General features: G+C 67.6%; 24 protein-coding genes and 1 tRNA gene. 10 read left to right on the top strand and 15 right to left on the bottom strand.

Features of this window, described 5'->3' with window-relative positions:
- Positions 1-27: 27 nt before the first annotated feature.
- The gene (locus MTY59_RS17955; protein WP_221042344.1) at positions 28-1,506 is read right to left on the bottom strand and encodes an amidase; all 1,479 of its coding nucleotides are present in this window, start codon (positions 1,504-1,506) and stop codon (positions 28-30) included.
- A 61-nt stretch (positions 1,507-1,567) separates the two neighbouring features.
- Here MTY59_RS17955 and recO point away from each other — a divergent pair, with 61 nt between their 5' ends.
- From recO to MTY59_RS17970, 3 genes are read left to right on the top strand one after another with little or no spacing between them, the layout of a single operon-like run.
- On the top strand, positions 1,568-2,365 hold the full coding sequence (gene recO / locus MTY59_RS17960) for a DNA repair protein RecO (protein ID WP_065027263.1): 798 nt from the start codon (positions 1,568-1,570) through the stop codon (positions 2,363-2,365).
- Positions 2,358-3,275 (top strand): decaprenyl diphosphate synthase, encoded by a 918-nt coding sequence (locus MTY59_RS17965; RefSeq protein ID WP_221042345.1) that lies wholly within the window; start codon positions 2,358-2,360, stop codon positions 3,273-3,275. Before recO ends, MTY59_RS17965 begins: the two co-directional genes overlap by 8 nt.
- A complete protein-coding gene (locus MTY59_RS17970; protein ID WP_221042346.1) occupies positions 3,275-3,703 on the top strand; it encodes a hypothetical protein in 429 nt (142 codons plus the stop codon). Before MTY59_RS17965 ends, MTY59_RS17970 begins: the two co-directional genes overlap by 1 nt.
- 4 nt (positions 3,704-3,707) lie before the next feature.
- On the opposite strand, the gene MTY59_RS17975 is transcribed toward MTY59_RS17970, so the two are convergent.
- Entirely contained in the window at positions 3,708-4,103 is a 396-nt protein-coding gene (locus MTY59_RS17975) for a Fur family transcriptional regulator (RefSeq protein WP_221042347.1), read from the bottom strand.
- Positions 4,103-4,528 carry an ArsR/SmtB family transcription factor gene (locus tag MTY59_RS17980; protein WP_221042348.1) on the bottom strand — a complete coding sequence of 142 codons (426 nt, stop codon included), beginning with the start codon at positions 4,526-4,528 and terminating at the stop codon, positions 4,103-4,105. Before MTY59_RS17980 ends, MTY59_RS17975 begins: the two co-directional genes overlap by 1 nt.
- A gap of 191 nt (positions 4,529-4,719) precedes the next feature.
- On the opposite strand from MTY59_RS17980, the gene MTY59_RS17985 reads away from it, so the two are divergent.
- The 3 genes from MTY59_RS17985 (at position 4,720) to MTY59_RS27995 (ending at position 8,388) form a co-directional block, all read left to right on the top strand.
- Positions 4,720-6,111 carry a glycine--tRNA ligase gene (locus MTY59_RS17985; protein WP_221046506.1) on the top strand — a complete coding sequence of 464 codons (1,392 nt, stop codon included), beginning with the start codon at positions 4,720-4,722 and terminating at the stop codon, positions 6,109-6,111.
- Positions 6,112-6,363: 252 nt separating this feature from the next.
- Positions 6,364-7,590, top strand: coding sequence for a PPE family protein (locus tag MTY59_RS17990; RefSeq protein ID WP_221042349.1), 1,227 nt, complete (start codon positions 6,364-6,366; stop codon positions 7,588-7,590).
- 579 nt (positions 7,591-8,169) lie between these two features.
- Complete coding sequence (locus tag MTY59_RS27995) at positions 8,170-8,388, top strand: hypothetical protein (protein ID WP_415822661.1); 219 nt, start codon at positions 8,170-8,172, stop codon at positions 8,386-8,388.
- Between the two features lie 44 nt (positions 8,389-8,432).
- On the opposite strand, the gene MTY59_RS18000 is transcribed toward MTY59_RS27995, so the two are convergent.
- Positions 8,433-10,424, bottom strand: coding sequence for a TPM domain-containing protein (locus MTY59_RS18000; RefSeq protein WP_221042351.1), 1,992 nt, complete (start codon positions 10,422-10,424; stop codon positions 8,433-8,435).
- A gap of 88 nt (positions 10,425-10,512) precedes the next feature.
- Between MTY59_RS18000 and MTY59_RS18005 the strand changes: the two genes are divergently transcribed.
- The 3 genes from MTY59_RS18005 (at position 10,513) to dnaG (ending at position 14,447) form a co-directional block, all read left to right on the top strand.
- The gene (locus MTY59_RS18005; RefSeq protein WP_221042352.1) at positions 10,513-11,778 is read left to right on the top strand and encodes a deoxyguanosinetriphosphate triphosphohydrolase; all 1,266 of its coding nucleotides are present in this window, start codon (positions 10,513-10,515) and stop codon (positions 11,776-11,778) included.
- A 66-nt stretch (positions 11,779-11,844) separates the two neighbouring features.
- Positions 11,845-12,462, top strand: a complete 618-nt coding sequence (gene sodC / locus MTY59_RS18010) for a superoxide dismutase[Cu-Zn] (RefSeq protein WP_221042353.1) — start codon at positions 11,845-11,847, stop codon at positions 12,460-12,462.
- A 29-nt stretch (positions 12,463-12,491) separates the two neighbouring features.
- The gene (gene dnaG, locus MTY59_RS18015) at positions 12,492-14,447 is read left to right on the top strand and encodes a DNA primase (RefSeq protein WP_221042354.1); all 1,956 of its coding nucleotides are present in this window, start codon (positions 12,492-12,494) and stop codon (positions 14,445-14,447) included.
- Here the strand turns inward: dnaG and MTY59_RS18020 are convergent.
- Positions 14,431-14,709 carry a hypothetical protein gene (locus MTY59_RS18020; protein WP_221042355.1) on the bottom strand — a complete coding sequence of 93 codons (279 nt, stop codon included), beginning with the start codon at positions 14,707-14,709 and terminating at the stop codon, positions 14,431-14,433. The genes dnaG and MTY59_RS18020 overlap by 17 nt on opposite strands.
- A gap of 147 nt (positions 14,710-14,856) precedes the next feature.
- On the opposite strand from MTY59_RS18020, the gene MTY59_RS18025 reads away from it, so the two are divergent.
- Positions 14,857-14,929 (top strand) — tRNA-Asn (locus tag MTY59_RS18025).
- Positions 14,930-14,952: 23 nt separating this feature from the next.
- On the opposite strand, the gene MTY59_RS18030 is transcribed toward MTY59_RS18025, so the two are convergent.
- From MTY59_RS18030 to MTY59_RS18075, 10 genes are all read right to left on the bottom strand, one after another.
- Positions 14,953-16,338, bottom strand: coding sequence for an NtaA/DmoA family FMN-dependent monooxygenase (locus tag MTY59_RS18030; protein WP_221042356.1), 1,386 nt, complete (start codon positions 16,336-16,338; stop codon positions 14,953-14,955).
- Positions 16,335-17,456, bottom strand: coding sequence for an LLM class flavin-dependent oxidoreductase (locus tag MTY59_RS18035; protein WP_221042357.1), 1,122 nt, complete (start codon positions 17,454-17,456; stop codon positions 16,335-16,337). Before MTY59_RS18035 ends, MTY59_RS18030 begins: the two co-directional genes overlap by 4 nt.
- Positions 17,453-18,574, bottom strand: coding sequence for an LLM class flavin-dependent oxidoreductase (locus tag MTY59_RS18040; protein WP_221042358.1), 1,122 nt, complete (start codon positions 18,572-18,574; stop codon positions 17,453-17,455). The genes MTY59_RS18035 and MTY59_RS18040 overlap by 4 nt, the downstream gene beginning before the upstream one ends.
- A 215-nt stretch (positions 18,575-18,789) precedes the next feature.
- Complete coding sequence (gene cysE, locus MTY59_RS18045; protein WP_221042359.1) at positions 18,790-19,473, bottom strand: serine O-acetyltransferase; 684 nt, start codon at positions 19,471-19,473, stop codon at positions 18,790-18,792.
- A 2-nt stretch (positions 19,474-19,475) separates the two neighbouring features.
- On the bottom strand, positions 19,476-20,408 hold the full coding sequence (cysK, locus tag MTY59_RS18050) for a cysteine synthase A (protein WP_221042360.1): 933 nt from the start codon (positions 20,406-20,408) through the stop codon (positions 19,476-19,478).
- A complete protein-coding gene (locus MTY59_RS18055; RefSeq protein WP_250160591.1) occupies positions 20,409-20,804 on the bottom strand; it encodes a hypothetical protein in 396 nt (131 codons plus the stop codon). It abuts the gene before it with no gap.
- 628 nt (positions 20,805-21,432) lie between these two features.
- Positions 21,433-22,563, bottom strand: a complete 1,131-nt coding sequence (locus MTY59_RS18060; RefSeq protein ID WP_221046507.1) for a YeiH family protein — start codon at positions 22,561-22,563, stop codon at positions 21,433-21,435.
- Positions 22,557-22,709 (bottom strand): hypothetical protein, encoded by a 153-nt coding sequence (locus MTY59_RS18065; protein ID WP_221046508.1) that lies wholly within the window; start codon positions 22,707-22,709, stop codon positions 22,557-22,559. Before MTY59_RS18065 ends, MTY59_RS18060 begins: the two co-directional genes overlap by 7 nt.
- A gap of 135 nt (positions 22,710-22,844) precedes the next feature.
- Positions 22,845-23,648: a trehalose 2-sulfotransferase gene (gene stf0 / locus MTY59_RS18070; protein ID WP_221042361.1), complete on the bottom strand. Its 804-nt coding sequence runs from the start codon at positions 23,646-23,648 to the stop codon at positions 22,845-22,847.
- A 210-nt stretch (positions 23,649-23,858) separates the two neighbouring features.
- Entirely contained in the window at positions 23,859-24,128 is a 270-nt protein-coding gene (locus tag MTY59_RS18075; RefSeq protein WP_221046509.1) for a hypothetical protein, read from the bottom strand.
- Positions 24,129-24,238: the final 110 nt, after the last annotated feature.

Consider the following 24,238-nt stretch of genomic DNA (forward strand, 5'->3'; position numbering starts at 1 on the left):
ACGGACGGATACCCGGGTTGTCAGCGGCTAATTGGCGCCGGGCGCATCGGTGGTCTGGTCCCACCACGACTGGGGCTGTTGACTCGCCCAGCCGCAGACGGCCTCCAGCTCGGCGGCCAGCGAAATCAGCATGCCCTCGCTGTTCTCCGGACCCATCAGCTGCACACCGATCGGCAGGCCTTCGGACGTGAAGCCCGCCGGGACGTTGATCGACGGCCAGCCCAGCACGTTCCACGGGAACGTCAGGGGGCACGCCGCGATCATGGCGCGGTCGGTGCCGAAGCCACTCAAGCGGTCGAAGGCCCGCGCCAGCGGCGGCGGTTGGGCCGTGGTCGGTGCCAGCACCACGTCGACGATGTCGAAGATCGACCCCACTCGGCGCTGGTCGGCCGCTTCGTGGCGGCGCGCGGTGCGCAGGATGGCCTGTCCCAGCAGCGCACCCAAGCGCAGGTTGGACAGGGTGCGGGGGTCCAGTACGACGCCGTCGCCCAGCCGCTCCTCCCAATCGCGGAGGCCAGCGGTGGACCGGGCGAGGAAGTCCCACGACAGCCGCATGCCGTAGTCGGGGTTGCCGGGCACCACGGTGTGTCCGAGCAGCTCGAGTTGCTTGCCGACGGCCCGCGTCGCGGCCAGGATCTCCGGGTGCAGCTTCGGCCGGAAGCCGGTGTATGGGAATCGGGTGGACAGCGCGATGTTCAGCGGGCCGGGCGCCTTGCCCACATAGTCGGACGCGATCAGCGGGGGCGGCTTGTGCCGGTCGCCCTCGACGTTGCCCGACGCGGCGTCGAGCACCAGCGCCGCATCGGCCACGGTGCGGGCCAGCACGCCGTTGACCGTGATGCCGTTGAACGCCTCCGGCAACGGCCAGGTCGAGATGCGTCCGCGCTGCGGCTTGATGCCCACCAGGTGCGTCCACGCCGCCGGAATCCGGATGCTGCCGGCGCCGTCGGAGCCGATCGCGGCGGTGACCAGTCCGGCCGCCACCGCGGCGGCGCTGCCGCCCGACGATCCGCCGGGGGTGTGCCGACGCGACCAGGGGTTGCGAGTATGCCCGAACCCGGGCCCGCTGGTGAACGGCCATTGCCCGAGTTCACAGGTGTTCGTCTTGCCGACGATCACCGCGCCGGCCGCCTTGAGGCGGCGCACCACCTCGGCATCGTGCGTGGCGGGGGCTACCGACCCCTCGGTCCCGAAGGCGGTGGGCACACCGGCAACGTCGACATCGTCTTTGACGGCGATCGGGACCCCCAGCAGCGGGGCGGGGTCACCGGCCGCGCGGCGCCGGTCGGCCTCCGCCGCGTCGGCCAGCGCCGACTCGGTGAGCACCACCCGGAAGGCGTTCAGCGTGGGCTGGCTGGCGTGGATGGCGTGCAGGGAGCGGCCCACCAGTGTGGTGGATGTCACTGAGCGGCTGGCCAGCTGATACAGCAGGTCAGTGAGTGTGGGCAGGCGCCGGTGGCCGGATCCGGAAATGGACCCGGGACCCGACCCAGAAGCGCCAATCACGGGGTACGAGACTAACGGCGCGGATACCCGTAATGTCGCGGCGGGGTGCAAAACTATTGTGATGCGGCTATACCGAGACCGAGCTGTTGTGTTGCGCCAGCACAAGCTCGGCGAAGCCGACCGGATCGTCACCCTGCTGACGCGTGATCACGGGCTGGTCCGCGCGGTGGCCAAGGGCGTGCGCCGCACCCGCAGCAAATTCGGTGCGCGGCTGGAGCCGTTCGCGCATATCGACGCGCAGCTACATCCCGGCCGCAACCTCGACATCGTCACCCAGGTCGTCTCCATTGACGCGTTCGCCACCGACATCGTCAGCGACTACGGCCGTTACACCTGCGGCTGCGCCATGCTGGAGACCGCCGAGCGCCTCGCCGGCGAGGAGCGGGCGCCCGCCCCGGCCCTGCACGGGCTCACGGTGAGCGCGTTACGGGCGGTGGCCGACGGCCGCCGATCCCGGGACCTCCTGTTGGACGCCTACCTGCTGCGCGCGATGGGCATCGCCGGATGGGCGCCCGCGCTCAATGAGTGCGCCCGTTGCGCCACCCCCGGTCCCCATCGGGCATTCCACGTCGGCGCCGGCGGCAGCGTCTGCACACACTGCCGCCCGGCCGGTTCGACGACGCCGCCGCCGGGGGTGCTGGATCTGATGTCCGCGCTGCACGACGGCGATTGGGACTTCGCCGAGCAGACGCCGCAATCGCACCGCAACTACGTCAGCGGCCTGGTGGCCGCGCACCTGCAGTGGCATCTGGAGCGACAGCTCAAGACGTTGCCGCTCGTGGAACGGACGTATCACGTCGACCGGACCATCGCCGACCAGCGCGCGGCGCTGATCGGGCAGGATATGGACTGTGGCTAAACTCTGGGCCGGCGGCTCGGGCCGGAAGGCCGAGCGCGCCACGGCGTCAGCCGATTTCCCGCAGCTGCCCCCCGCGCCCGACGACTATCCGGTGTTTCCCGACAAGTCGACCTGGCCCGTCGTCTTTCCGGAGTTGCCGCCGTCCCCCGACGGCGGGCCGTCCCGGCCACCGCAGCACATCTCCAAGGCGGCCCCGCCCAAAATCGAGGCCGATCGACTGCCCAACCATGTCGCCATCGTGATGGACGGCAACGGCCGATGGGCCACCCAGCAGGGGCTGAGCCGCACCGACGGCCACAAGGCGGGCGAGGCGGTGGTCATCGATATCGTCTGCGGCGCAATCGAACTCGGCATCAAATGGCTCAGCCTGTATGCCTTCTCCACGGAAAACTGGAAGCGTTCCCCCGACGAGGTCCGCTTCCTGATGGGATTCAACCGCGACGTGGTGCGCATGCGCCGGGTGAACCTCAAGACGATCGGGGTCAAGATCCGGTGGGTGGGTTCGCGGCCGCGCCTGTGGCGCAGCGTGATCAATGAATTGGCGATCGCGGAGGACATGACGAAGAACAACGACGTCATCACCGTCAACTACTGCGTCAACTACGGTGGGCGTGCCGAAATCGCCGAGGCCACAAAGGAAATCGCGCGCCTGGCCGCCGCAGGCCGGTTGAACCCGGAACGCATCACCGAGTCGACGGTGTCGCATCACCTGCAGCGGCCCGACATCCCCGACGTCGATCTGTTCCTGCGGACCTCGGGGGAGCACCGGTCCAGCAATTTCATGTTGTGGCAGGCGGCGTACGCCGAATACGTCTTTCAGGACAAGCTGTGGCCCGACTACGACCGCCGCGATTTGTGGGCTGCGTGTGAGGAATACGCGTCCCGCAACCGTAGATTCGGGAGCGCATAGTGCCATCGCTGCAGGAACGCCTGGCGTCCATACTCGGCGACGTCCTCCCGCTCGAGGAGGAGGCGGACGGCGCGGTCACGGTGCGCCACGACGGCACCATCGCCTCGTTGCGGGTGGTGAACATCGCCGAGGGTCTCGATCTGGTGTCGCTCACCCAGATACTGGCGTGGGATCTGCCGTTGACCAAGAAAATCAGCGAGCAGGTGGCCAAGGAGGCCCGCGACAGCAACTTCGGCAGCGTGAGCCTGATCGAGAAGGTCAATGCGAAGGCGGTGCAACGCAATTCGAGCAAGAGTGCGTCGAAGACCGCCGACGTGATGCTGCGCTACAACTTCCCCGGCGGCGGACTCACCGACGACGCCCTGCGGACGCTGATCCTGTTGGTGCTGGACACCGGCGCCGGGATACGTCGGAAGCTGACGGCCTGACCGGCTATCGGCCCCTGCAGTCCGAACAGGTGCCGAAGATCTCGATGGTGTGGCTGACGTCGGAGAAGCCATGTTTGGCAGCCACTTCCGCCGCCCACTGCTCGACCTCGTGATCGCCCACCTCGATGGTGGCGCCGCAGCTGCGGCACACCAGGTGATGGTGATGGTGCTCAGAACACCTGCGGTACACCGATTCACCGGTGTCGGTGCGCAGCGTGTCGATCATCCCGGCCGCGGCCATCGACTGCAACGTCCGGTAGACGGTCGTCAGGCCGATGTTCTCGCCGCGGCGGCGCAGCTCGTCATGCAGCTCTTGGGCCGAGCGGAACTCGTCGAGCGTCTCCAGCAACGTGGAGATCGCCGCACGCTGCCGGGTGGATCGGACGCTGGTTCCGGTCATCAGCGCGGCTCCTCACTGGCGTGCGCGACCGCGTCCACCACGATGTGCGCGAGGTGATGATCGGCGAGCCGGTAGAGCACCTCGCGACCGGACCGCTCCCCGGTGACCACCCCGGCGGCCTTCAGAATCTTCAGGTGCTGGCTTACCAGCGGTTGGGGCACGCCCAGCGCATCCACCAGCTCGTGCACGCAGCGGTGGGACTCGCGCAGCTGCAACACGATCGCGATCCGCACTGGCGCGGCCAGCGCGCGCAACAACTCGCCGGCGGCATCGAGGATGTCGCGTGGCGGCGGGACGGGGTAGGCGGCGACTCCGGAGTGCCCGGCGGCGCCGAGCGCGTCGTGGTCGTGGGCGACGACGCCGGGGTCCGAATCGCCGTCGTCGGCGGCCGGCATCGATGCAGAAGGCGACGGGGACGTCATCATGAGAGCGGCATCACCTCGAGAAGTGCCAGGTAGTGGGAAAGTATCCGCCGTTGAATATCGTTATCGGCTGCCATCCACTGTCACATGCATGATGACGCATGTCAAAGAGCGCGGCGTCGATCGCTACCATGACTGATGCTCTGCGCACCGCGGTTGACCGCCGCGCGTGCCCGCCCCAACCCGGAAAGGGAGTGCACCGCCCCGTGGCGTCCGTCATCGACACCGTAGTGAACCTGGCCAAACGGCGCGGCTTCGTCTTTCCCTCGGGGGAGATCTACGGCGGCACCCGGTCGGCGTGGGATTACGGCCCGCTGGGTGTGGAGTTCAAAGAGAACATCAAACGGCAGTGGTGGCGCTCGGTGGTCAGCGGTCGCGACGACGTGGTCGGCCTGGATTCGTCGATCATCCTGCCGCGCCAGGTGTGGGTAGCCTCCGGCCACGTCGAGGTGTTCCATGACCCGCTGGTCGAGTCGTTGATCACCCACAAGCGCTACCGCGCCGACCATCTCATCGAGGCCTACGAAGCCAAGCACGGACACCCGCCGCCCAACGGGCTGACCGACATCCGCGACCCGGAGACCGGCGAGCCAGGCCAGTGGACCGAGCCGCGCGAGTTCAACATGATGCTCAAGACCTACCTGGGTCCGATCGAGACCGAGGAGGGCCTGCACTATCTGCGCCCCGAGACGGCGCAGGGCATCTTCGTCAACTTCGCCAACGTGGTGACGACCGCCCGTAAGAAGCCACCATTCGGTATCGGCCAGATCGGCAAGAGTTTTCGCAACGAGATCACTCCGGGCAACTTCATTTTCCGGACCCGCGAGTTCGAACAAATGGAAATGGAGTTCTTCGTCGAGCCGTCGACCGCGAAGGAATGGCATCAGTACTGGATCGACACCCGGCTGCAATGGTATGTCGACCTGGGCATCGATCAAGAGAACTTACGGTTATTCGAGCATCCCGCCGACAAGCTGTCGCACTACTCCGATCGCACCGTCGACATCGAGTACAAGTTCGGGTTCGCCGGTAATCCCTGGGGCGAGTTGGAAGGGGTCGCCAACCGCACCGATTTCGACTTGTCGACGCATGCAAAGCATTCCGGCGTCGACCTGTCGTTCTACGACCAGGTCACCGATACCCGGTACACGCCCTATGTCATCGAGCCGGCCGCAGGCCTGACGCGGTCGTTCATGGCGTTCTTGATCGACGCCTACGTGGAGGACGAAGCCCCGAACGCCAAGGGCAAGATGGAAAAACGCACAGTGCTGCGCCTGGACCCGCGCCTGTCTCCGGTCAAGGCCGCGGTGCTTCCGCTTTCCCGTCACGCCGACTTGAGCCCGAAGGCGCGGGACTTGGCCACCGAGTTGCGCAAGTGTTGGAATATCGACTTCGACGACGCCGGTGCGATCGGGCGACGTTACCGGCGCCAGGACGAGATCGGTACGCCGTTCTGCGTCACGGTCGATTTCGACTCACTCGAGGACAACGCCGCGACGGTGCGCCGGCGCGATGACATGTCCCAGGAGCGTGTCCCGATGAATGCCGTGTCCGACTATCTGGCGGCGCGCCTGAAGGGCTGTTAATCGGCCAGTTGCGGCGCGGCCTTGTTATATTGTCCGTCCCGTTCCGCCCTCGCGCGTCTGATGGGCCCGCGCGGGTGCCGATGAGCCCACACCGACGCCGGAATTTCGGAATAAGGTTTGCTTAAAGTTCGGCCTTTCTCGGTGACGGTGCCTTAGGATCCCCTTTTGGGGCATAAGTAGATAGCTAATGGCCACGGGCGGATGTCGCGCCGTCCGGGGTAGGAGCCGTTGACTCGGTCAGTTGGGGTTGCAATGATTCCCGCGTTTGTGTTCTTCCCTCCTGAGATCAACTCGGCCTTGATATTTGGCGGTCCGGGGGCCGGACCTCTGTTCGAGGCGGCCTCGGCGTGGGATGGGCTGGCGGTTGAGCTGTCATCCTCGGCGTCGTCGTTTCACACCACGGTTTCCGATTTGGCCGGTAGCGCCTGGATGGGTCCGTCGTCGATGTCGATGACCGCCGCCGCGGCGCCTTACGTGGAATGGCTGGTTATCGCCGCGGCGCAAGCAGAGGTGGCGGCCCTGCAGGCCCGGATCGCGGCGCTAGCTTTCGAGGGAGCTCTGGTGGCGACGGTGCCGCTGCCGCAGGTGCTGGCGAACCGGGCCCGGCTGCTCGTGCTGATTGCGACGAACTTCTTCGGCATCAACACCGCGGCCATCGCACAGACCGAACTCGAATACGTCGAGATGTGGGCGCAGGATGTGGCGGCGATGTTGGGCTATCACGCCGGGGCTCAATCGATGGCGCAGGCATTGCCGGAGTTCAGCGTGCCGCCCGCGGCCCTGGGAGGTAGCGCACCGTCCGCGGACCTGACGGGCCTGGCGGGATTGGTGACGGCTCCGCTGAGTTTCGCGTCGCAGTTCTTCCAGGGACTGTCCTCACTGGGGACCGCGTTCGTCTCCGAACTGCAGTCGGTGTTCGGCGCACTCTCGCCGGCGGTCTCGGTGCTCACGTCGACGCCGGTGGCCACGTTGACCACGGTCGCGCAGGCCGGGGTGTACCCGGCCACCGCATTGATGACGCCCATGGCGACGCTCGCCCATAGTGCCGGACCTGCGGGCCCAACTACGGTGCCCGCTGCCGCGCCGGCACTGGCACCGGCGTTCGTCGGCGCCACCAGCGCGCCCCTCAACGCGCCACACAGCGCGGGTAGCCCGCTATCCGACCTGCAGCCGCTGGCCGGTGGGGGGTTGGGCGCCTTGGGCGTTGCGACGGCGGGCCTGGGGAGCGCGCGGTTCATCGGGTCGATGTCGGTGCCCGCCGCCTGGGAAGGATCGATGCCGGCGTACATCGCCACCCCGGCGATGTCGGGCGTGGGCTCCGGAGCCCCGCCCGCCTCGGCCGCTACCGGGTCGGGCAGTGGCGTGCCGATGGCCGCGATGCCGGTGGGCGACAAGAGCCCCGAGGGCGAGGACCGCGGGACCCGCGCTCAGGTGGTGAGGTCTCGTCCCAAGGTGGTTCCGCGCAACCGTCCGGGATAGCGGCGGCGGTGCTGCTGTTGCACACGTGAATATTGTGCAAAGGGTGTGTGAATTCAATACTTTTGGTCATGCGGGCATGCGCGGCAACGGGCGTTGTACCGCGGCACGCGATTTTATCTGTTGCACCTAGTAGAAACTCGAGCCGGTCTACGCGTTTGGTGGATGAACTGGGCCGAACCGACTCCCGCGACGCGCCGCACAACCTTGTCCGCCCGTCGGGGTCTGCCCTCGCTGATAGTCCTAATGCGTTGCGCGTCAACGAATATGTTTCGAAAATCCGTCGCATGACACTTCGCGTCGAGCGGCGGCGCACGGCGTTGTTGATGCGGCGACGGTGAGCCGCGGCGGCCGTCGCGGAACGGCGACGAGTTGTCCGCTGTCGAGCACGTCCCGAAAAATCAAAATTGGCAATTCCCGCATATTTTCTTGAGTTTGTCTTACGATGTGACCGGTTGGTGTAAATAGACTCGCCACAGCGCCCGAACGCACTATCGGCTGTGGAAGGGGGCAGGGGTGCTTTTGCCTCTCGGTTCGCCGTTGCCGGATGACACGGTGTCGGCAGTTCGAGGTGAATCCGGCATGCTCGGTGGCCTGTCGGTTCCACTCAAGTGGGGCGTGGTCGTCCCACCAGATGACTATGACCACTGGGCGCCGAAGTCGGACGTCGGTGCCGAAGCTTCCGAGGAGAGGGCCGACGTTCCCCGCCCGACAGCCGTCGCAGACGGTGTGTGGAGCGGGTGGGATGAAGCCGTCCCACGGAGCCCGGGCGTGATACCGCATTCCCCGGCGGCCGGCTGAAACCGGAGAAAACCCAACAGCCGATGGTCGGCGTCGTGCGCTGCTCAGAATCGGCCGCCGCCGCCCATGAAATCGCCGCCGGACGAACTTGGGCTGCCGCCGAACGAGGTCGGGCTCCAGCCGCCGAATCCGCCCCGCATTCCTCCGCCGAGAACGTTGCCGATGATGATCCCGCCGAGCATCGCGCCCATGTCGCTGCCGCCGCGGCCCATGTAGGCGCGCTGCGCGAGTTGCACGTCCTCGTTGGCCAGGGACTGCGCCGTGGCGGCCAGCGTCGACGCCGCATTGGCGTGGGCGATCGCCTCGGTCGGCAGCGTCGACCGTTTGTCCTCCGCGGCTTGGAGATGCCGTCTGGCCTCGGCCAGCCGGGTGCGCGCCTCGGGGCCGATGCTGCCCCGACGCGTGTCGACGTAGTCCGACACCGCGCGCACCCTCGACTGCGCGGTGAACAACGCCTGCTCCAGCGACCGGTTCAGCTGCTCGGCGGCGGCCTGCTCCTGGGCCAGCGTGGCCAGTAGGCCGTTCAGGGCGGCGTCGGCCTTGGTCAGCTGACTGAATTCGCCCAGCGGATCGTCGGATGCGCCGGCTCGTGCGCTCTCGACGGCCCTGACGGCCGCGTCGCGCGCCGCGAACAGATCACCGCGGTGCGCGGCTTTGGTGTTCGCTGTTTTCTTCAGCAGTTGGTCTGCACGCTCGATCCCGTTCTGTATGTCGGTCATCGCCGACGGCAACCGGTCAATGGCGTGCTGAATGTCGTTGGCCGCGTTGTCCACCGCGTCGAGCAACGCGCGCGCCTGGCCCAGTGCCGACTCTGCGGCGCGGACGGCATCGACTAGACCGGCTTGCTGCCCGCTGACGGCTTGGGCGGCAAGCTCACGGGCGCTGCCGATGTTGCGGTCGGCGAATGCCAGGCGCTCCTTGGCCGCCGTGACATTGCCGGACACCGAAGTCAGTGCGGCGGCACTGAATTCCTTGTGCAGCGCGGCAAGTCGTTCCCCGGCCGGTGCGACGCGGGTGGTGAGTTCCACGTACTGCTGCGTCAGCGAGTCCAGCCGGGTGGGGGCGTTGATCACCAAATCGCGCAGCTTCTCGAATGCCTCGGTCTGTGACTCCAGTTCGCGGTCGGCCCGCGCCGCCGAGACGATCACCTGGGTGAGCAACTCGCGGCGCTGCGCCGGTGTCTCCGGCGACGCGTCGTCGAGCTGCTGGCGGATCGTGAATGCCTGGGACAGAGCCGCTTTCGCGTTGGTCACCGCCTGGGTGAATGGCTGGGTGCGGTCTTCGCCGAATTCGCTGACTGCCAGGTCCAATTCATTGGCGCTGGTGCGTACCGCATTGTCGACGTCCACCACCAGCGCGCGGGACAGGTCGTCGAGTGCCTGTGGTGACACCGCGGCCAGCGCATCGGCGTCGGTGGGGTCGACCCGGCGTGCCGCGGCCAACGCCGCGGCGCGGCGGCGCCGGCCCCGATAACGCATCACCAGCAACAGGACCGCCAACGAGACGAGAATGCCCGCCAGCACGGCCAGCAGTGCCACCCGGCCCGACGAACCGGGCGAGGTGTCGAGCCCGTTGGCCGCCGCCACGGCGGCCCCACTCCAATCCCCGTTGTGCAGGGCGGGCTCGATCTTGTTGCGCCGCAACTTGTCGACCTGATTTGCGTTGATGCTCTTGATCGTGGAGGGCACCAGGAACGCGTATTCACGGCTGGTGGTGCCCACGGCCAGCAGCGCGTCGTAGTCGCCCAGGTCGCTGCTGCTCACGGTGCGCTGTGCCCATTCGACCGGGGTCTGCCCGGAGAAATTGTCGACATAGACCACCCACAGCCGGATGTGGCGGTCGGTGTACAGCTTGTTGAGGGCGGAGCTGACCGCGCTGTGCCCGGAATTCGACAAGGCTCCCGCGGGATCAGTGATGTAGTCGGCCAACCGGAATGGTGGTTGCGCGCCGGCGGACGGTGTCAGCAGCAGGCTGCCGCCGAAGCCGACCGTGAGGATCGTCGCGATCACGGCGATCAGGCGAGCGGTGCGACGCATAGGGCCAATCTAGCCCCGCGACGACACACGCCAGTAGGCCTGAGTCGAGCCAGACTTCGGCGGGCATTCCCTGGCAGACTGTGCGTCGGTGACCAGGAATCAGCACGACCCATATGACGACTTCGACCGTCAGCGACGGGTGGCCGAAGCGCCGAAGACTGCGGGTCTGCCGGGTACCGAGGGTCAGCACCGCACCGACTTCGCCCGCGATCGCGCGCGCGTTCTGCACAGCGCTGCGCTGCGCCGATTGGCCGACAAGACCCAGGTGGTCGGGCCCCGCGAAGGGGACACGCCGCGCACCCGGCTGACGCACTCGCTCGAGGTCGCCCAGATCGGGCGGGGGATGGCGATCGGGCTGGGCTGCGACCTCGACCTGGTCGAGCTGGCGGGACTGGCCCACGACATCGGCCACCCGCCGTACGGCCACAACGGTGAACGGGCGCTCGACGAGGTCGCGACGGATTATGGCGGCTTCGAGGGCAACGCCCAGAACTTCCGAATCCTGACCAGCCTCGAGCCCAAAGTCCTTGACGAACAAGGCAATAGCGCGGGACTGAATCTGACTCGCGCGTCGCTGGACGCGGTCACGAAGTATCCGTGGCCCCGCGGCGAAGGACAACGCAAGTTCGGGTTCTACGACGACGACCGCGAGCAGGCCGCCTGGGTTCGGGCGGGCGCGCCGGAGGGCCGGATGTGCCTGGAGGCGCAAGTCATGGACTGGGCCGACGACGTGGCGTATTCGGTACACGACGTCGAGGACGGTGTGGTGTCCCAACGCATCGACCTGCGGGTGCTCGCCGACGACGACGAGGCCGCCGCGTTGGCAAAACTGGGCGAGACCGAATTCTCCCGGGTGCGTGCCGATGACTTCATGGCGGCCGCGCGACGGCTCGCCGCCCTGCCGGTGGTCGCCGCCGTCGGCAAGTACGACGCCACGCTCGCCGCATCGGTGGCGCTGAAGCGCTTGACCAGTGAGCTGGTCGGCAGGTTCGCCTCGGCCGCCATCGCCACCACCCGCGCGGCGGCCGGCCCCGGGCCCCTGGTGCGCTACCGGGCCGAGCTGCAAGTTCCCGACCTGGTGCGTGCCGAGGTCGCCTTGCTGAAAATCCTGGCGCTGCAATTCATCATGTCCGATCCGCGGCATCAGGAAACCCAGGCCGGGCAGCGCGAACGCGTCCACCGGGTCGCGCACTGGCTGTATGCCGGCGCGCCCCGGACACTTGATCCAGTCTTTGCTGCGGCCTTCAACACCGCGGCCGACGACGGTGCGAGATGGCGGGTCATCGTCGATCAGATCGCCTCGTTCACCGAGGGCCGGCTCGAACGGATCGACGTCCACCAGGCCGCACCGTAGTCGCCGCGGGCATCAAGTCGTCCGGTCCGGGGATCGGCGGGGCCGCCGCGAGTTAGGCTGCCCGACATGAAGAAATTCAGCGGCTCGCCCTTTGTGGCCTCCTTCTTGATGGGACTGCCGGTCGTCGCCATGACAGCCTGCAGTTCACCGCAGCATGCGAGCACCCAGTCGGGCACCACCCCGCCGGTGAAGAGTGCCGCTCCGACGTCGTCCGCTGAGACGACGACCCCGGCACCGGCCGGCGGCTCACTCAGCGCGGAACTGAAGACGCCCGATGGCCGCTCGGCGGCCACCGCGACCTTCGACTTCACCGGCGGCTACGTGACCGTCACCGTGAAGACGTCGGCGCCCGGCATCCTGACGCCCGGCATCCACGGCCTGCACGTGCACGAGATCGGCAAGTGCGAGCCGAACTCGGTGGCTCCCACCGGCGGTGCACCCGGGAACTTCCTGTCCGCCGGCGGTCACTACCAGGCCCCCGGCCACACCGGGAAGCCGGAAAGCGGCGATCTGACGTCGCTCGAGGTCCGTCAGGACGGCTCGGCGTACCTGGTCACCACCACCGATTCGTTCAACCGGGACGACCTGCTGGCGGGCAACAAGACCGCGCTGATGCTGCACGGCGCCCAGGACACCGAGAACGCGATGGACCGGGTCGCCTGCGGCGTCATCGGTACCGGCTAGCTTTCGCCGTCGCGCCTTAGACTGAGCCGATGTCAAGCCCGGCAGGTTCACGCGCGGAGGGCGATGGCCGTGCCCGGGGTCGCGGCCGGATTCCCGACCGCGACATCGCGGCCATCCGCGAACGGGTGCGCATCGACGAAGTCATCGGTGATTACGTCCAATTGCGGCGTGCCGGCGCCGATTCGCTCAAGGGCCTGTGTCCGTTCCACGACGAGAAGTCCCCGTCGTTTCACGTCCGCCCTAATCACGGCCACTTTCACTGCTTCGGCTGTGGTGAGGGCGGCGACGTGTACGCGTTCATCCAGAAGATCGAACACGTCAGCTTCGTCGAGGCGGTCGAACTGCTCGCCGACCGGATCGGCCACAACATCAACTACTCCGGCCCGGCGACCAGCGTGCAGCGCGACCGCGGCAGTCGCAGCCGGCTCGTCGCGGCCAACGCGGCCGCGGCGGAGTTCTATGCGGCGGCGTTGGAATCCGCCGAGGCCGCACCGGCCCGGCAGTACCTGACCGAGCGCAACTTCGACGCCGAGGCGGCGCGGCGCTTCGGTTGCGGCTTCGCACCGTCGGGCTGGGATTCGCTGACAAAGCATTTGGTGCGCAAGGGCTTTGAGTTCAAAGAACTGGAGGCGGCCGGCCTGTCGCGGCAGGGGCGGCGCAGACCGATGGACCGCTTCCACCGCCGATTGTTGTGGCCAATCCGGAGTTCGTCCGGTGAGGTGATCGGCTTCGGGGCCCGGCGGCTGTTCGACGACGATCCGATGGAAGCCAAGTACATCAACACGCCCGAGACGCTGCTGTACAAGAAGTCGAACGTGATGTTCGGCATCGACTTGGCCAAACGTGACATCGCTAAGGGGCACCAGGCCGTCGTCGTCGAGGGCTACACCGACGTGATGGCGATGCATCTGAGCGGGGTCACCACCGCCGTCGCCTCGTGCGGCACCGCGTTCGGCGACGAGCACCTGTCGATGCTGCGCCGACTGATGATGGACGACAGCTTCTTTCGCGGCGAGCTGATCTACGTTTTCGACGGTGACGCGGCCGGGCGGGCCGCCGCGCTCAAGGCCTTCGGCGGCGAGCAGAACCTGGCGGGGCAGTCATTCGTGGCCGTCGCGCCGGACGGCATGGATCCGTGCGATCTGCGGCTCAAGTCCGGCGATGGCGCGCTGCGCGACCTGGTGGCGCGGCGAACCCCGCTGTTCGAGTTCGCGATACGTTCGGCGCTCGCCGAGATGGACCTGGACAGCGCCGAGGGGCGCGTAGCCGCGCTGCGCCGCTGCGTGCCGATGGTGAGCCAGATCAAGGACCCCACGCTGCGCGACGAGTACGCCCGCCAGCTCGCCGGGTGGGTCGGCTGGGACGACGTCGCGCAGGTGATTGATCGGGTGCGCAGGCAGGCCAAGAGCTCCAACGCTCAGGCCCGCGGCGGTTCCGCGCTTAAGACCTCCCGCCGCGCGGCCGAGCCCGCGCCCGCCGCGGCCCAGGCCGCCGCCGCCCGTCCGGACCCGCGCGACCCCACCCTGTGGCCACAGCGGGAGGCGCTCAAGGCGGCCCTGCAGTACCCGGCGTTCGCGGGGCCGGTGTTCGACACGCTGACCGTCGAGAGCTTCACCCATCCCGGGTATGCGGCCATCCGCGCCGCCATCGAGACCGCCGGTGGCACGTCGAGCGGGGCCACCGGCGCACAGTGGATCGAGGCGGTGCGTGACCAGGCCTCCTCGCCCCTGACGGCCGGTCTGGCCAGCGAGCTGGGTGTGGAGTCCATCCAGGTCGACGAGGAGAAGCTGCCGCGCTACATCGGCGGCGTGCTGGCCCGGCTGCAAGAGGTGTGGATGGGCCGGCAGATCGCCGAGGTGAAGTCGAAGCTGCAGCGCATGTCGCCGATCGAGCAGGGCGATGAGTATCACGCCCTATTCGGCGACCTGGTGGCGATGGAGTCCTACCGGCGCAGCCTGTTGGAGCAGGCTAGCGGCGACGATTAGACGGCGCGAGCGCGTCGTCGGCGGAGCCCTCGACGTCGCGTTCCATGATGGCCGTTTGGTCGTCGATCTCCGTCAGCGTGACAAAACCGGCGTCGGGGGAGATCCGATTGGCGACCTTGCGGCGTCCCCCCTCGATCATCGACTTGGCCACCGGACTGCTGGTCAGCGCGCGATAAGTGCCGACGAGCTGCTCGTATCGGCGACGCCCGGCCTTCGAACCCAGCACGTAACCCAGTCCAAGCACCACGACATACCGGATCAAAACGTTCCTCCCGACTATCGATGGCTCCATCCTGCCTCACCGCCCGGCGACCCGCTGCGCCCGGCCACGCCGTGCCGGCGATCGCCACTGGTCCGCAGTTGGGTGCGGTCGTGCCAGTACGCTAGAGTCGTCCCGCGATCGGGTTAGTCCCCTGTAGCTCAATTGGCAGAGCATTCGGCTGTTAACCGAAGGGTTCCTGGTTCGAGTCCAGGCGGGGGAGCAGAATTCACGCTCCGCCGGCTCTCATTGGCCGATCGCGATGCCGGCTGGATTTCCCGCCCACCCGGGCGTGGGTGACAAGCCCAGATGCTCGCGCAAGGTGTGGCCGCGGTATTCGGTGCGGAAGCTACCGCGTTCCTGCAACAGCGGCACCACCTTGTCGACGAACTCGTCGAGGCCGTGCGGCGTCAGGTGCGGCACCAGGATGAAGCCGTCGCACGCATCCGACTGCACGTAGCGGTCGATTTCCTCGGCTACCTGCTGCGGAGTGCCGACGAACTGCTGGCGGCTGGTCACTTCGATGATCAGCTCGCGGATCGACAGGTTGTCGGCTTCCGCTCGCGCCCGCCAGGTTTGGGCGACCGTCTTGGGGTCGCCGTGCCGAACCCGTCCTCGGGTGATGCTCGGGTTCTCGACGGGGTCGATGTCGGGCAGCGGCCCGTCGGGGTCGTAGGCCGACAGGTCCACGCCCCACACCTGTTCGAGGAATGCGATCGCGGTCGGGCCGCTGACCTGCTGCTCGCGGATGTGGCAGGCGTTGTCCTGCGCTTCGGCGGGGGTGTCACCCAGCGCGAACGTCGCGCCGGGCAGCACCTTGAGCTGGTCGGGGTCCCGCCCGTGGGCCGCGGCGCGGCTCTTCACGTCGGCGTAGTAGCGCTGGCCCGCCTCAAGGGACCCGTGCAGCGTGAACAGGGCATCGGCGTGCCGGGCGCCGAAGTCGCGGCCGTCGTCGGAGTCGCCGGCCTGCAGCAGCACCGGGTGGCCTTGCGGCCCGGCGGGCAGCGAGGCGGCGCCGCGGACGGCGAATTGCGGGCCGCGGTGCTCGACGCTGCCGATGCGGGCCGGATCGGCATAGATCGCCGCGTCGACGTCGGCGACGACGGCATCGGCCGCCCAACTGTCCCAGAACTTTCGCGCCACCGTGATGAATTCCTCGGCCCGGTGGTAGCGCTCGGCGTGAGCGAGAAATCCGCCGCGGCGAAAGTTTTCTCCGGTGAACGCGTCCGAGGAGGTGACCATGTTCCAGGCCGACCGCCCGTCGGACAGGTGGTCCAGCGTCGCGAATTGCCTTGCCACCTCGTAGGGTTCGTTGAAGGTGGTGTTGATGGTGCCGGCCAGGCCGAGTCTGTCGGTGACGGCGGCGAGCGCGGCCAGCACGGTGAAGGTATCGGGTCTGCCGACGACGTCGAGGTCGTGGATCTTGCCGCGGTGCTCGCGCAGCCGCAGGCCTTCGGCCAGGAAGAAGAAGTCGAACAGCCCCCGCTCTGCGGTCTTGGCAAGGTGCACGAACGATTCGAACGCGATTTGGCTACCCGCGCTGGGGTCGGACCACACCGTGGTGTTGTTCACCCCGGGAAAGTGCGCGCCCAGATGTATCTGCTTGCGGCGGGCCGGTTCTCGAACGCTCATCCGGTTAATCCCCATCGCTTGGCGATCAGTTCATGCGAGCGCAGCCGGTCGACGTGCCGGTGCGTCACGGAGGTGATCACCAGCTCGTCGGCGTCGGTGGCCTGGCGCAGCAGCTCGAGCCGGTCGGCGACCTCGTCCGGATTGCCGACGAATTGTGTTGCGGTGCGGTCGGCTACCAGCGCCTGCTGCTCCTCGGTCAACGGCTCGCAGAAGTCGGGGTCCGGGTAGGGGACCGCACCGTGGCCGCTGCGGATGGAATGCACCCAGCGGCCGTAGCCGGACGCGAGGTGGCGTGCGGTTGCGTTGTCCTCGGCCACCACGACGTCGGCCGACACCACCACGTACGGCTCGGCGAGCCGGGCGGACGGCCGAAACGCGTTGCGGTACGCGGTGATCGCGTCGAGCGCCGTGCCGGGGGTGATGTGGTAACTGGCGACGAACGGCAGTCCACGGGCACCGGCCACCTCGGCGCTCTGGCCTCTGGTGCTGCCGAAGATCCACGGTGTCAACTGGGCGTGCTCGCCCGGAACGGCGTGCAGCTCATGGCCGTTGACGGCGTAGGTGCCGTCCAGCAACGCCTCGATGTCGGCCAGCTGCTCGGCGAAGTCGGGGGGTTGCGCACACGGCTGGGCGAGCACCGAAGCCTGAGCCCGGATCCGGTCGCTTTTCATCAGCGGGGTCTGGTCAAAAGGTGTGGGAATGAGGACGCCGGCCACCTCGCGCCACGGCGTGGGTGCGCGTTCGGGTACGGCCGTAGGCGATGTGGCCGCCTCTTGGCGCCGCTGCCCGGACCGGCCCAGCCCCATGTCGATGCGGCCGGGGTAGAGCGCGTCGAGGATGCCGAAGCTTTCCACCACCGCGAGCGCCGTTGTGTGGCCGACCTGCACCGCGGCCGATCCGACGTGGATTCGTTCTGTGGCCGCGGCGATTTGGCCGATCAGCGTCACCGGTGACGAGCTGGCCACCGCGACGAAGTGGTGCTCGGCAAGCCAGTAGCGCCGGTAGCCCCAGCGCTCGGCGTGCTGGGCCAGGTCGATGGTGTTGCGCAGTGCCGTCGGGGCGTCGCTGCCGGCGCTGATGGGCGCGAGGTCGAGGATCGACAGGGGAGTGACGGTCATGACGGCACCGCCGCGTAGCGATTGGGTGCGGGTGCCAGGCCCAGGCGTTCGCGCAGCGTCTCGCCGTCGCGGTAGCCGGCGCGGAATCGGCCGGCGTGCTGCAGTCGCGGCACCAGGTCATCGACGATGGCGGGCAGGTCGATGGCGTTGATCGCGGGCCGCAGCCGCACGCCGTCGACCCCGGCGTCCTGCCAGGCGAGCAGAAGTTCCGCCAGATCGCTTGTGTTGCCGGTGAATACGTGCGCATCGGAGGAGATGGCGGCCGCCGGCGCCAATGGATCGTCGGCCAGCGACACCACCAGGTCGCCGTAGACCTGAATTTCGCGGCCCGCGGCGCGCTGGGCGTGGCTGACGTCGGCCAGGATCGCACGCAGCGAGTGTTCGTCGTGCGGGGTGACGAACACCAGGTCGGCGTTGGCGGCGGCGAATTCGTAGACCCGCGGCGCGTGTGCCAGCGCCGCCACCACCGGCTGGCCCTGGGGTGGCCGCGGGGTGATCGAGGGCCCCTTGACCGAGAAGTGCTCGCCGGCGAAGTCGATGTAGTGCAGCTTGTCGCGGTCGATGTAGCGACCGGTCGCGACATCGCGGATGACGGCGTCGTCCTCCCAGCTGTCCCACAGGCGGCGCACCACCTCGACGGCGTCGGCGGCCTCGTCAAACAGTTCGTCGGCGGCGGGGGCGGCCCGACGGCCGAACAGCGCCGCTTCGTGCGCGGTCGGGCTCACCCGCACCTGCCAGCCCGCCCGGCCATGGGAGATATGGTCAAGCGTCGCAATCGCTTTGGAGACGTGGAACGGCTCGGTATGGGTCACTGTAGCAACGGGAATCAGGCCGATGTGCTTGGTGACCGGCGCGATCCGGGCGGCCACCAGCGTGGCATCTGCCCGCCCCGATAGGCGCCGCGGGGAGATTTCGGCTCGGCGGCCCGGCTGCACGTCCAGGCTGTCGTCGATGGTCAGGAAATCCAGCAGCCCGCGCTCGGCGGTGCCGGCCAGCGCGGCCCAGTAGCGACCGCTGAGTTGCCCGCCGCCGGTCGCGTTGTGTGCGAACGCGTATCGCCACGCCTGTGGGTGCCAACCGTAGCCATCCAGGCCCACGGCCAGATGCAGCTCGGTCATGATCGGGCCCCGATGATGTCGCCGTCGCGCGTCGTGGTCATAACTCACTGTGCAACGCTGCGGACGGTGGTGCATTCCATCACGGGGTTAAGTTCAGCGTGAGTAATACTTCGCCGAGCTCAATGCCGCGGGGACGCGCGGACGGGGATTCGGTGCAGCGTGGCGAATTCCGGAGATCACGGCGTGTTCGGCTGGGCTCCACGATCTTTCACAGATCAGATGGAGAAGTCCTCGCCGTGCCACACACCGGCCTCGGGCGGCCTGATGACGTGATTGCTCTGGGGGCCGTCCGCCCGGGCTTCGAGTTTGGTCACGCGGGTCAGCAGCGACTGCAGGCTGACGCCGACGAGGTCGGGCATCATCGAGTCGTCCGGACTGCCGGGACGGCTGCGGCTGATGACCTGTCCGGGCACCCCGACGACTACCGAGCTCGACGGAACCTCTTTGACCACCACTGCATTGGCACCGATGCGACTGTCGTCACCGATTTTGATCGCGCCCAATATCTTCGCCCCGGCGCCGATCGTCACCCGATCACCGATGGTGGGATGGCGTTTTCCGGTGTCCCTGCCGCTCCCGCCGAGGGTGACGCCGTGGTAGAGCGTCACGTCCTCGCCCACCTCGGCGGTCTCGCCGATCACCACCCCGGTCGCGTGGTCGATGAAGAGGCCGGGACCCAGGACGGCACCGGGATGGATCTCGACGCCGGTCAGGATCCGGGTGATTTCGGCGGTGATGCGCGCGATCAGCCTTGCGCCGCGCTGCCAGAGCCAGTGGTTGATGCGGTGACCCCAGATGGCATGGACGCCCGGGTAGGCGAAGATCACCTGCAGCGTCGTCGGAACGGCCGGATCGCGCTCCCGGGCCGCTCGTATGTCACGTCGGATGGCTTCGAGCATGGTTAATCGGCCAGGTCGGCGAATAATGGCGTGCTGAGGTACCGCTCGCCGAAGTCGGGCAGCACCACGACGACGAGCTTTCCGGCGTTCTCGGGCCGGCGGGCCACCTGCAGGGCCGCCACCACGGCCGCGCCCGAGGAGATGCCGACCAACAGTCCCTCTTCCGCGGCCAGCCGCCGGGCCAGGGTGATGGATTCCTCGTTGCCGACGGCGATCACCTCGTCGACCAGATCCATCGCGAGCACCGGCGGGACGAACCCGGCGCCGAGGCCCTGGATGGGGTGCGGTCCCTTCTGTCCGCCGGACAGCACCGGGGACGCGGCCGGCTCCACCGCGATGAATTGTGCCGAGGGCTTGCGTTCCTTGATCACCTGAGCGACGCCGGTGATGGTGCCGCCGGTGCCCACGCCGGCGACGAAGATGTCGACCTTGCCGTCGGTGTCGCGCCACACTTCCTCCGCGGTGGTGGCGCGGTGGATCGCGGGGTTGGCCTTGTTCTCGAATTGCTGTGGCACGAAATACCGTTGGTCGCTCTTGGCCAGTTCCTCGGCCTTGGCGATGGCGCCGGGCATGCCGTCGGAGCCCGGCGTCAGAACGATCTCGGCGCCCAACGCGCGCAACAACATTCGTCGCTCGACGCTCATGGTCTCCGGCATGGTCAGCACGCAACGGTAGCCGCGGGCCGCGGCGACCAGGGCCAGGGCGATGCCGGTGTTTCCGCTCGTCGGCTCGAGAATGATGGTGTCCGGTTTGATCAGACCCGCCTGCTCGGCCGCGTCGATCATCGCAACCCCGATGCGGTCCTTGACGCTGTTGCCCGGGTTGAAGAATTCCAGCTTGGCGACGACGTCGGCGACCGCACCTTCGGTGACCCGGTTCAGCCGGACCAGCGGGGTGTTACCGATCAGTTCCGTGACGTTCTCCGCGATGCTCATCTACCTATTGTCTCCAACGACGTAGGACCAGGCCTTTGCCTGCCAGCTAATCTCGAACTCTATGTTCATCTCGGTGGGGATGGCTAGCGCCACCGAGATAGAGCGGTGCGACGCTTCGTCCAGCGCCACCCCGGTGAGCACGCGTCCATGCAGATCGCCAACCGTTTTCGCGGTGAGTGTTATTCCCGGGGTGTCGGGCGCCTGGCGTAGGTAGAAGTCCGTGCCGGGTTCGATCACTCCGGTGACGGCGAAGCCGTCCGCGTCGACAAGTTCGCGGCCGTTGTTCGCGCTGGATATCAGCGGGGTTCGCACCTGAAACGGTCCGACGAGCCCCGGGTCCGCCGTTGTGCGCGCCACCGGCGCCAGGGCACCGTCGGGATCGGACAATACGGTCATGGGTGGGTGGTCTTCCTGAAAGGCTTTTCGCGAACCCGCGTCATCATTCCGCCGGCGGACCCGGCGATACCGCCCTGACATGGGCGACGGGGATTTCTACAACGTCAGAGCGCCTGAGGAAATCAACAACAACAGCAACAACAGTCCACGACGATGCAGCGCGACGGGACAAAGCGCAGCTGTACGGGGTGTTGCATATCACCACTATAGGGCACCGGCCGTGGTCGATCGTTGGGCTCAGCCCGGCATTAGGCCTTCTGGCCAGGCCTTACCCTGACCTCCGATCGGCGCGACCGGCAGTCGCTAGACGAAGCGCACCGATCGAGGCCGGCACGGGGAACATCGCCGACGCCGTCGGGCCAGGAAGGTGCTGCGCTCCGTCGAGCGGGTGGGCATCGAGCGCAGCGCGCCGCCCACGAGCACGCCCTGCTCGAGTACGCGACGCCGCGGCTCGGTCAGCACGCTCAACGCCGAAGGCATCGCGGCGCGAGCGGGCTACAAGACATTCGAAGAGATCGACGTGTTCCCGGAGGCGATGTGCCGGATCGCCGAAGGCGGCGCCGACGTTGGCATCCTGAATTACGGTCGGAATCGGGTACAAGACAATGCGACGCGGGGCGCAAAACCCTTAAGTACCTGCGCCCCAACCGAATACGCGCGACGTCAGCAGCACGATTCCCAGCGAGACCGTGGCGACGACGGTGAGTCCGATGACCGCGACCACCAAAGGGCGCCACCCGGTGCGCGCGATCTGACGGATGTCGGTGTTGAGCCCCACCCCGGCAAAGGTCAGCAGGAACGCCCATTTCGAGACGTTCGCGAGGTTGGCGGTTTGACCCTTCGTCAGCCAGCCGGCGGTGGCGATCGCCGAGACCACCAGGAAGCCGAGCACGAATTTCGGGAACTTGTTCCAGACGAACGCGACCTTGGCCCTGGCGCCGCGCGCGATCTCGTCGGCTTGCCCCCGACCCGCCCAAAACAGCGCGAAGCCCAGCACGACGAACCCGATCAGCGCGTTGCGGGTCGACTTCACGAGCACCGCGATCTTGCCGGCATGGTCCGAGTACAGGTATCCGGTGGCGGTGGTCTCGGCCGTGTTGTCCACCGAAAGCCCGGCCCACAAACCGAATTCGTGGTCGGTGAGACCGATCGCATGGCCCAGCGGCGGCAACACGAACAGCGACACCGCCCCCAGTGCCAGGATCGCCGCGATCGCGTAGCTGACATCGGAGTTGCGGGCCCGGATCGCGCCCTTGGCCGCCACGATGGCCGACACCCCGCAGATCGACGTGCCTATCGCCAACAGCGAACCGAGCTTGCCCGACAACCCGAACGCGCGGGCCGCGACGATGATGATCGTTCCGGCAATGGTCATGTCCACCAGGATCTGCACCAGGCTGATCCCGCCGAGCTTGGCGATATCGCCCAGCACGAAGCGCGAACCAAGCGCCACGATCCCGACCTTGAGCCAGAATTCGTAGGTCAGCACGCCCGGGCGAAATATCGGGTGCAGGCCGACGGTGTTGGTGATGAGCAACCCGATCACGATCGCCCACAACACGTATTCGATGTCGGGCACCGTCCAGTGCTGGTGCTTGGCCAGCGCGTTCCACCAGATCTGGGCGTACTTGCCCAACACGCCCACGCCGATCAGCAGCAGGATGCCGGGCACATAGTCGAGTGGACGGGTGCTGGTGAAGGCGGCTTCATCCGACGCTTCGTCGGGCTCCACCTGAACCGTGCTCACGCCCGTCACCAGGGGATCTTCGGGAGCACGTTGGCCACGGCCAACGCGACGATCACACCCGCCACCGCGGTCGCCCACCAGTCCACCGACACCGAACCGAGCCGGGCCGCCCAATCCGGCCGCGGCGAAGCGTCGGGGTCTCTTCCGTCAGTTGGCACGCCTTCACCCACGATGACCGCTCCTCAAGCGCCCATGGCGGCGTCTCCCAGCCGCACCCGTCGATCCGAATGGTGGCGTCCGCGCGCGCCACATCCAAGTGATTGGCTCGGGCTGAATTTAGCTCTGCCGGCCGATCAGGTTGGCAGGCCGTGCTTCTCGGCGTCGGCGCGGTAGCGGTCCACCCACTCGTCGGAGCGCTGGTCGGCCTGGCGCTCCAGCACCGGCTGCGGCGCCAGCTGAGGGTCCAGCCCCAACGCCTCCAGGATGGAACCCACCACCTGAGTTAGGTTGCGCCACAGCACCGGATACGAGATGTCCATCGGCTCGATGCCTTCTTCGGCGAACCAGTTTCGCCAGCCCTCCTCCTGCGCGCGCAGCATGGTGACGACGTGGGCGATCGCTCCTGCGTGATAGGTGGCGCGGGCATCGCGCACCGGATCGGGCCTGCCCCGCCAGACCCGCGTCTGCACCGCGCGCCAGAACGACACCGCCTGCGAAATCACATCGGGCCGGTAAACGTGGATCAGCAGCGGCTGCTCGCCTATTACGTCGGTGATCGCCGCCAGCAGGCCGTCGCCGCTGCGATCCGGCAGGTTCTTCGCACGGTCCAGCAGCAGCGGCGTCTGGTTCCACATCAGCTTGCCGCCCCACACCCCGTTGGGTGTGCGTCCGACCGTGCGGATGTATGCGCGCCAGATCTCGGGCGGCGCCAGGTCCGGCGTCCCGACGTCCAGCGGGTCGAGCAGGCTCAGGATCGACTCGTCCTCGACGCCGGCGAACCACTCCCGTGGCTGCGGTGACTGGCTGGTGGACGGGAGGTACTGGAAGAACTCCTGTGGCTCGCCGGCCACGCCGGTGGCGCGCAGCGACTCGACGAGCAGCGTGCTGCCGCTGCGCTGCGACGCCAACACCAGATATGACGACGGGCTATCTGTCACCGGCAGAGTGTATCCAGAACTTTCGGTTTCTATCCGGGGCCGTGCGATTACGGTCAGGCTGAAGGAAATCCTTGCGTCGAAACGGATTTACCCGCGTGGCGCGCTTTGAGCGACAGCAGTTGGCGCCGCGCGGCCGTGAGCGTGCAAGTAACTAGGGAACATTCGACGCTTTGGTGTCCAAGGCCGGCCGGACAACGATACGGCGTCTGATCAGAGTGAATCAGAGGAGATCTGCAGCGTTTCCGCGCCGTCACGCTCGTCGGCCTCGCAGACGCACACCACGGCGCCGTGTCGCCACGGGCCGAACTGCGTACCGCGCCTGCGCAGCAGATGCTGCGCCAAGACCTTGTCGCGTTGATCGCGTGAGAACGCGAAGTCCAGGTTGACGGGCAGCCCCGCCCAGTCGACCTGGTCACTGACCAGTTCGTCGGCCGTCCCGCCGTACCGCAGCCGGCATTGCAGCGGGCAGCCGTTCTTGATGACCCGATCGGGTCCCTCACACTCCCGAGCCACGATGACGTCACTCCTCCAGGTGCGCGACCTTGTGAGTGCATCGTGCGACGCAGAAGTTTCGGCTGCGGTTGTGCGAT

This window comes from Mycobacterium senriense, from assembly GCF_019668465.1.
Taxonomy (GTDB): Bacteria; Actinomycetota; Actinomycetes; order Mycobacteriales; family Mycobacteriaceae; genus Mycobacterium; species Mycobacterium senriense.

What these genes read in the sequence shown, in the direction of transcription:
- recO (WP_065027263.1), top strand. Translation starts at nt 1,568, where the DNA reads ATGCGGCTATACCGAGACCGAGCTGTTGTGTTGCGCCAGCACAAGCTC.
- MTY59_RS17975 (WP_221042347.1), bottom strand. Translation starts at nt 4,103, where the DNA reads ATGACCGGAACCAGCGTCCGATCCACCCGGCAGCGTGCGGCGATCTCC.
- MTY59_RS17980 (WP_221042348.1), bottom strand. Translation starts at nt 4,528, where the DNA reads ATGATGACGTCCCCGTCGCCTTCTGCATCGATGCCGGCCGCCGACGAC.
- MTY59_RS17990 (WP_221042349.1), top strand. Translation starts at nt 6,364, where the DNA reads ATGATTCCCGCGTTTGTGTTCTTCCCTCCTGAGATCAACTCGGCCTTG.
- MTY59_RS27995 (WP_415822661.1), top strand. Translation starts at nt 8,170, where the DNA reads ATGCTCGGTGGCCTGTCGGTTCCACTCAAGTGGGGCGTGGTCGTCCCA.
- MTY59_RS18000 (WP_221042351.1), bottom strand. Translation starts at nt 10,424, where the DNA reads ATGCGTCGCACCGCTCGCCTGATCGCCGTGATCGCGACGATCCTCACG.
- sodC (WP_221042353.1), top strand. Translation starts at nt 11,845, where the DNA reads ATGAAGAAATTCAGCGGCTCGCCCTTTGTGGCCTCCTTCTTGATGGGA.
- dnaG (WP_221042354.1), top strand. Translation starts at nt 12,492, where the DNA reads ATGTCAAGCCCGGCAGGTTCACGCGCGGAGGGCGATGGCCGTGCCCGG.
- MTY59_RS18030 (WP_221042356.1), bottom strand. Translation starts at nt 16,338, where the DNA reads ATGAGCGTTCGAGAACCGGCCCGCCGCAAGCAGATACATCTGGGCGCG.
- MTY59_RS18035 (WP_221042357.1), bottom strand. Translation starts at nt 17,456, where the DNA reads ATGACCGTCACTCCCCTGTCGATCCTCGACCTCGCGCCCATCAGCGCC.
- MTY59_RS18040 (WP_221042358.1), bottom strand. Translation starts at nt 18,574, where the DNA reads ATGACCGAGCTGCATCTGGCCGTGGGCCTGGATGGCTACGGTTGGCAC.
- cysE (WP_221042359.1), bottom strand. Translation starts at nt 19,473, where the DNA reads ATGCTCGAAGCCATCCGACGTGACATACGAGCGGCCCGGGAGCGCGAT.
- cysK (WP_221042360.1), bottom strand. Translation starts at nt 20,408, where the DNA reads ATGAGCATCGCGGAGAACGTCACGGAACTGATCGGTAACACCCCGCTG.
- MTY59_RS18055 (WP_250160591.1), bottom strand. Translation starts at nt 20,804, where the DNA reads ATGACCGTATTGTCCGATCCCGACGGTGCCCTGGCGCCGGTGGCGCGC.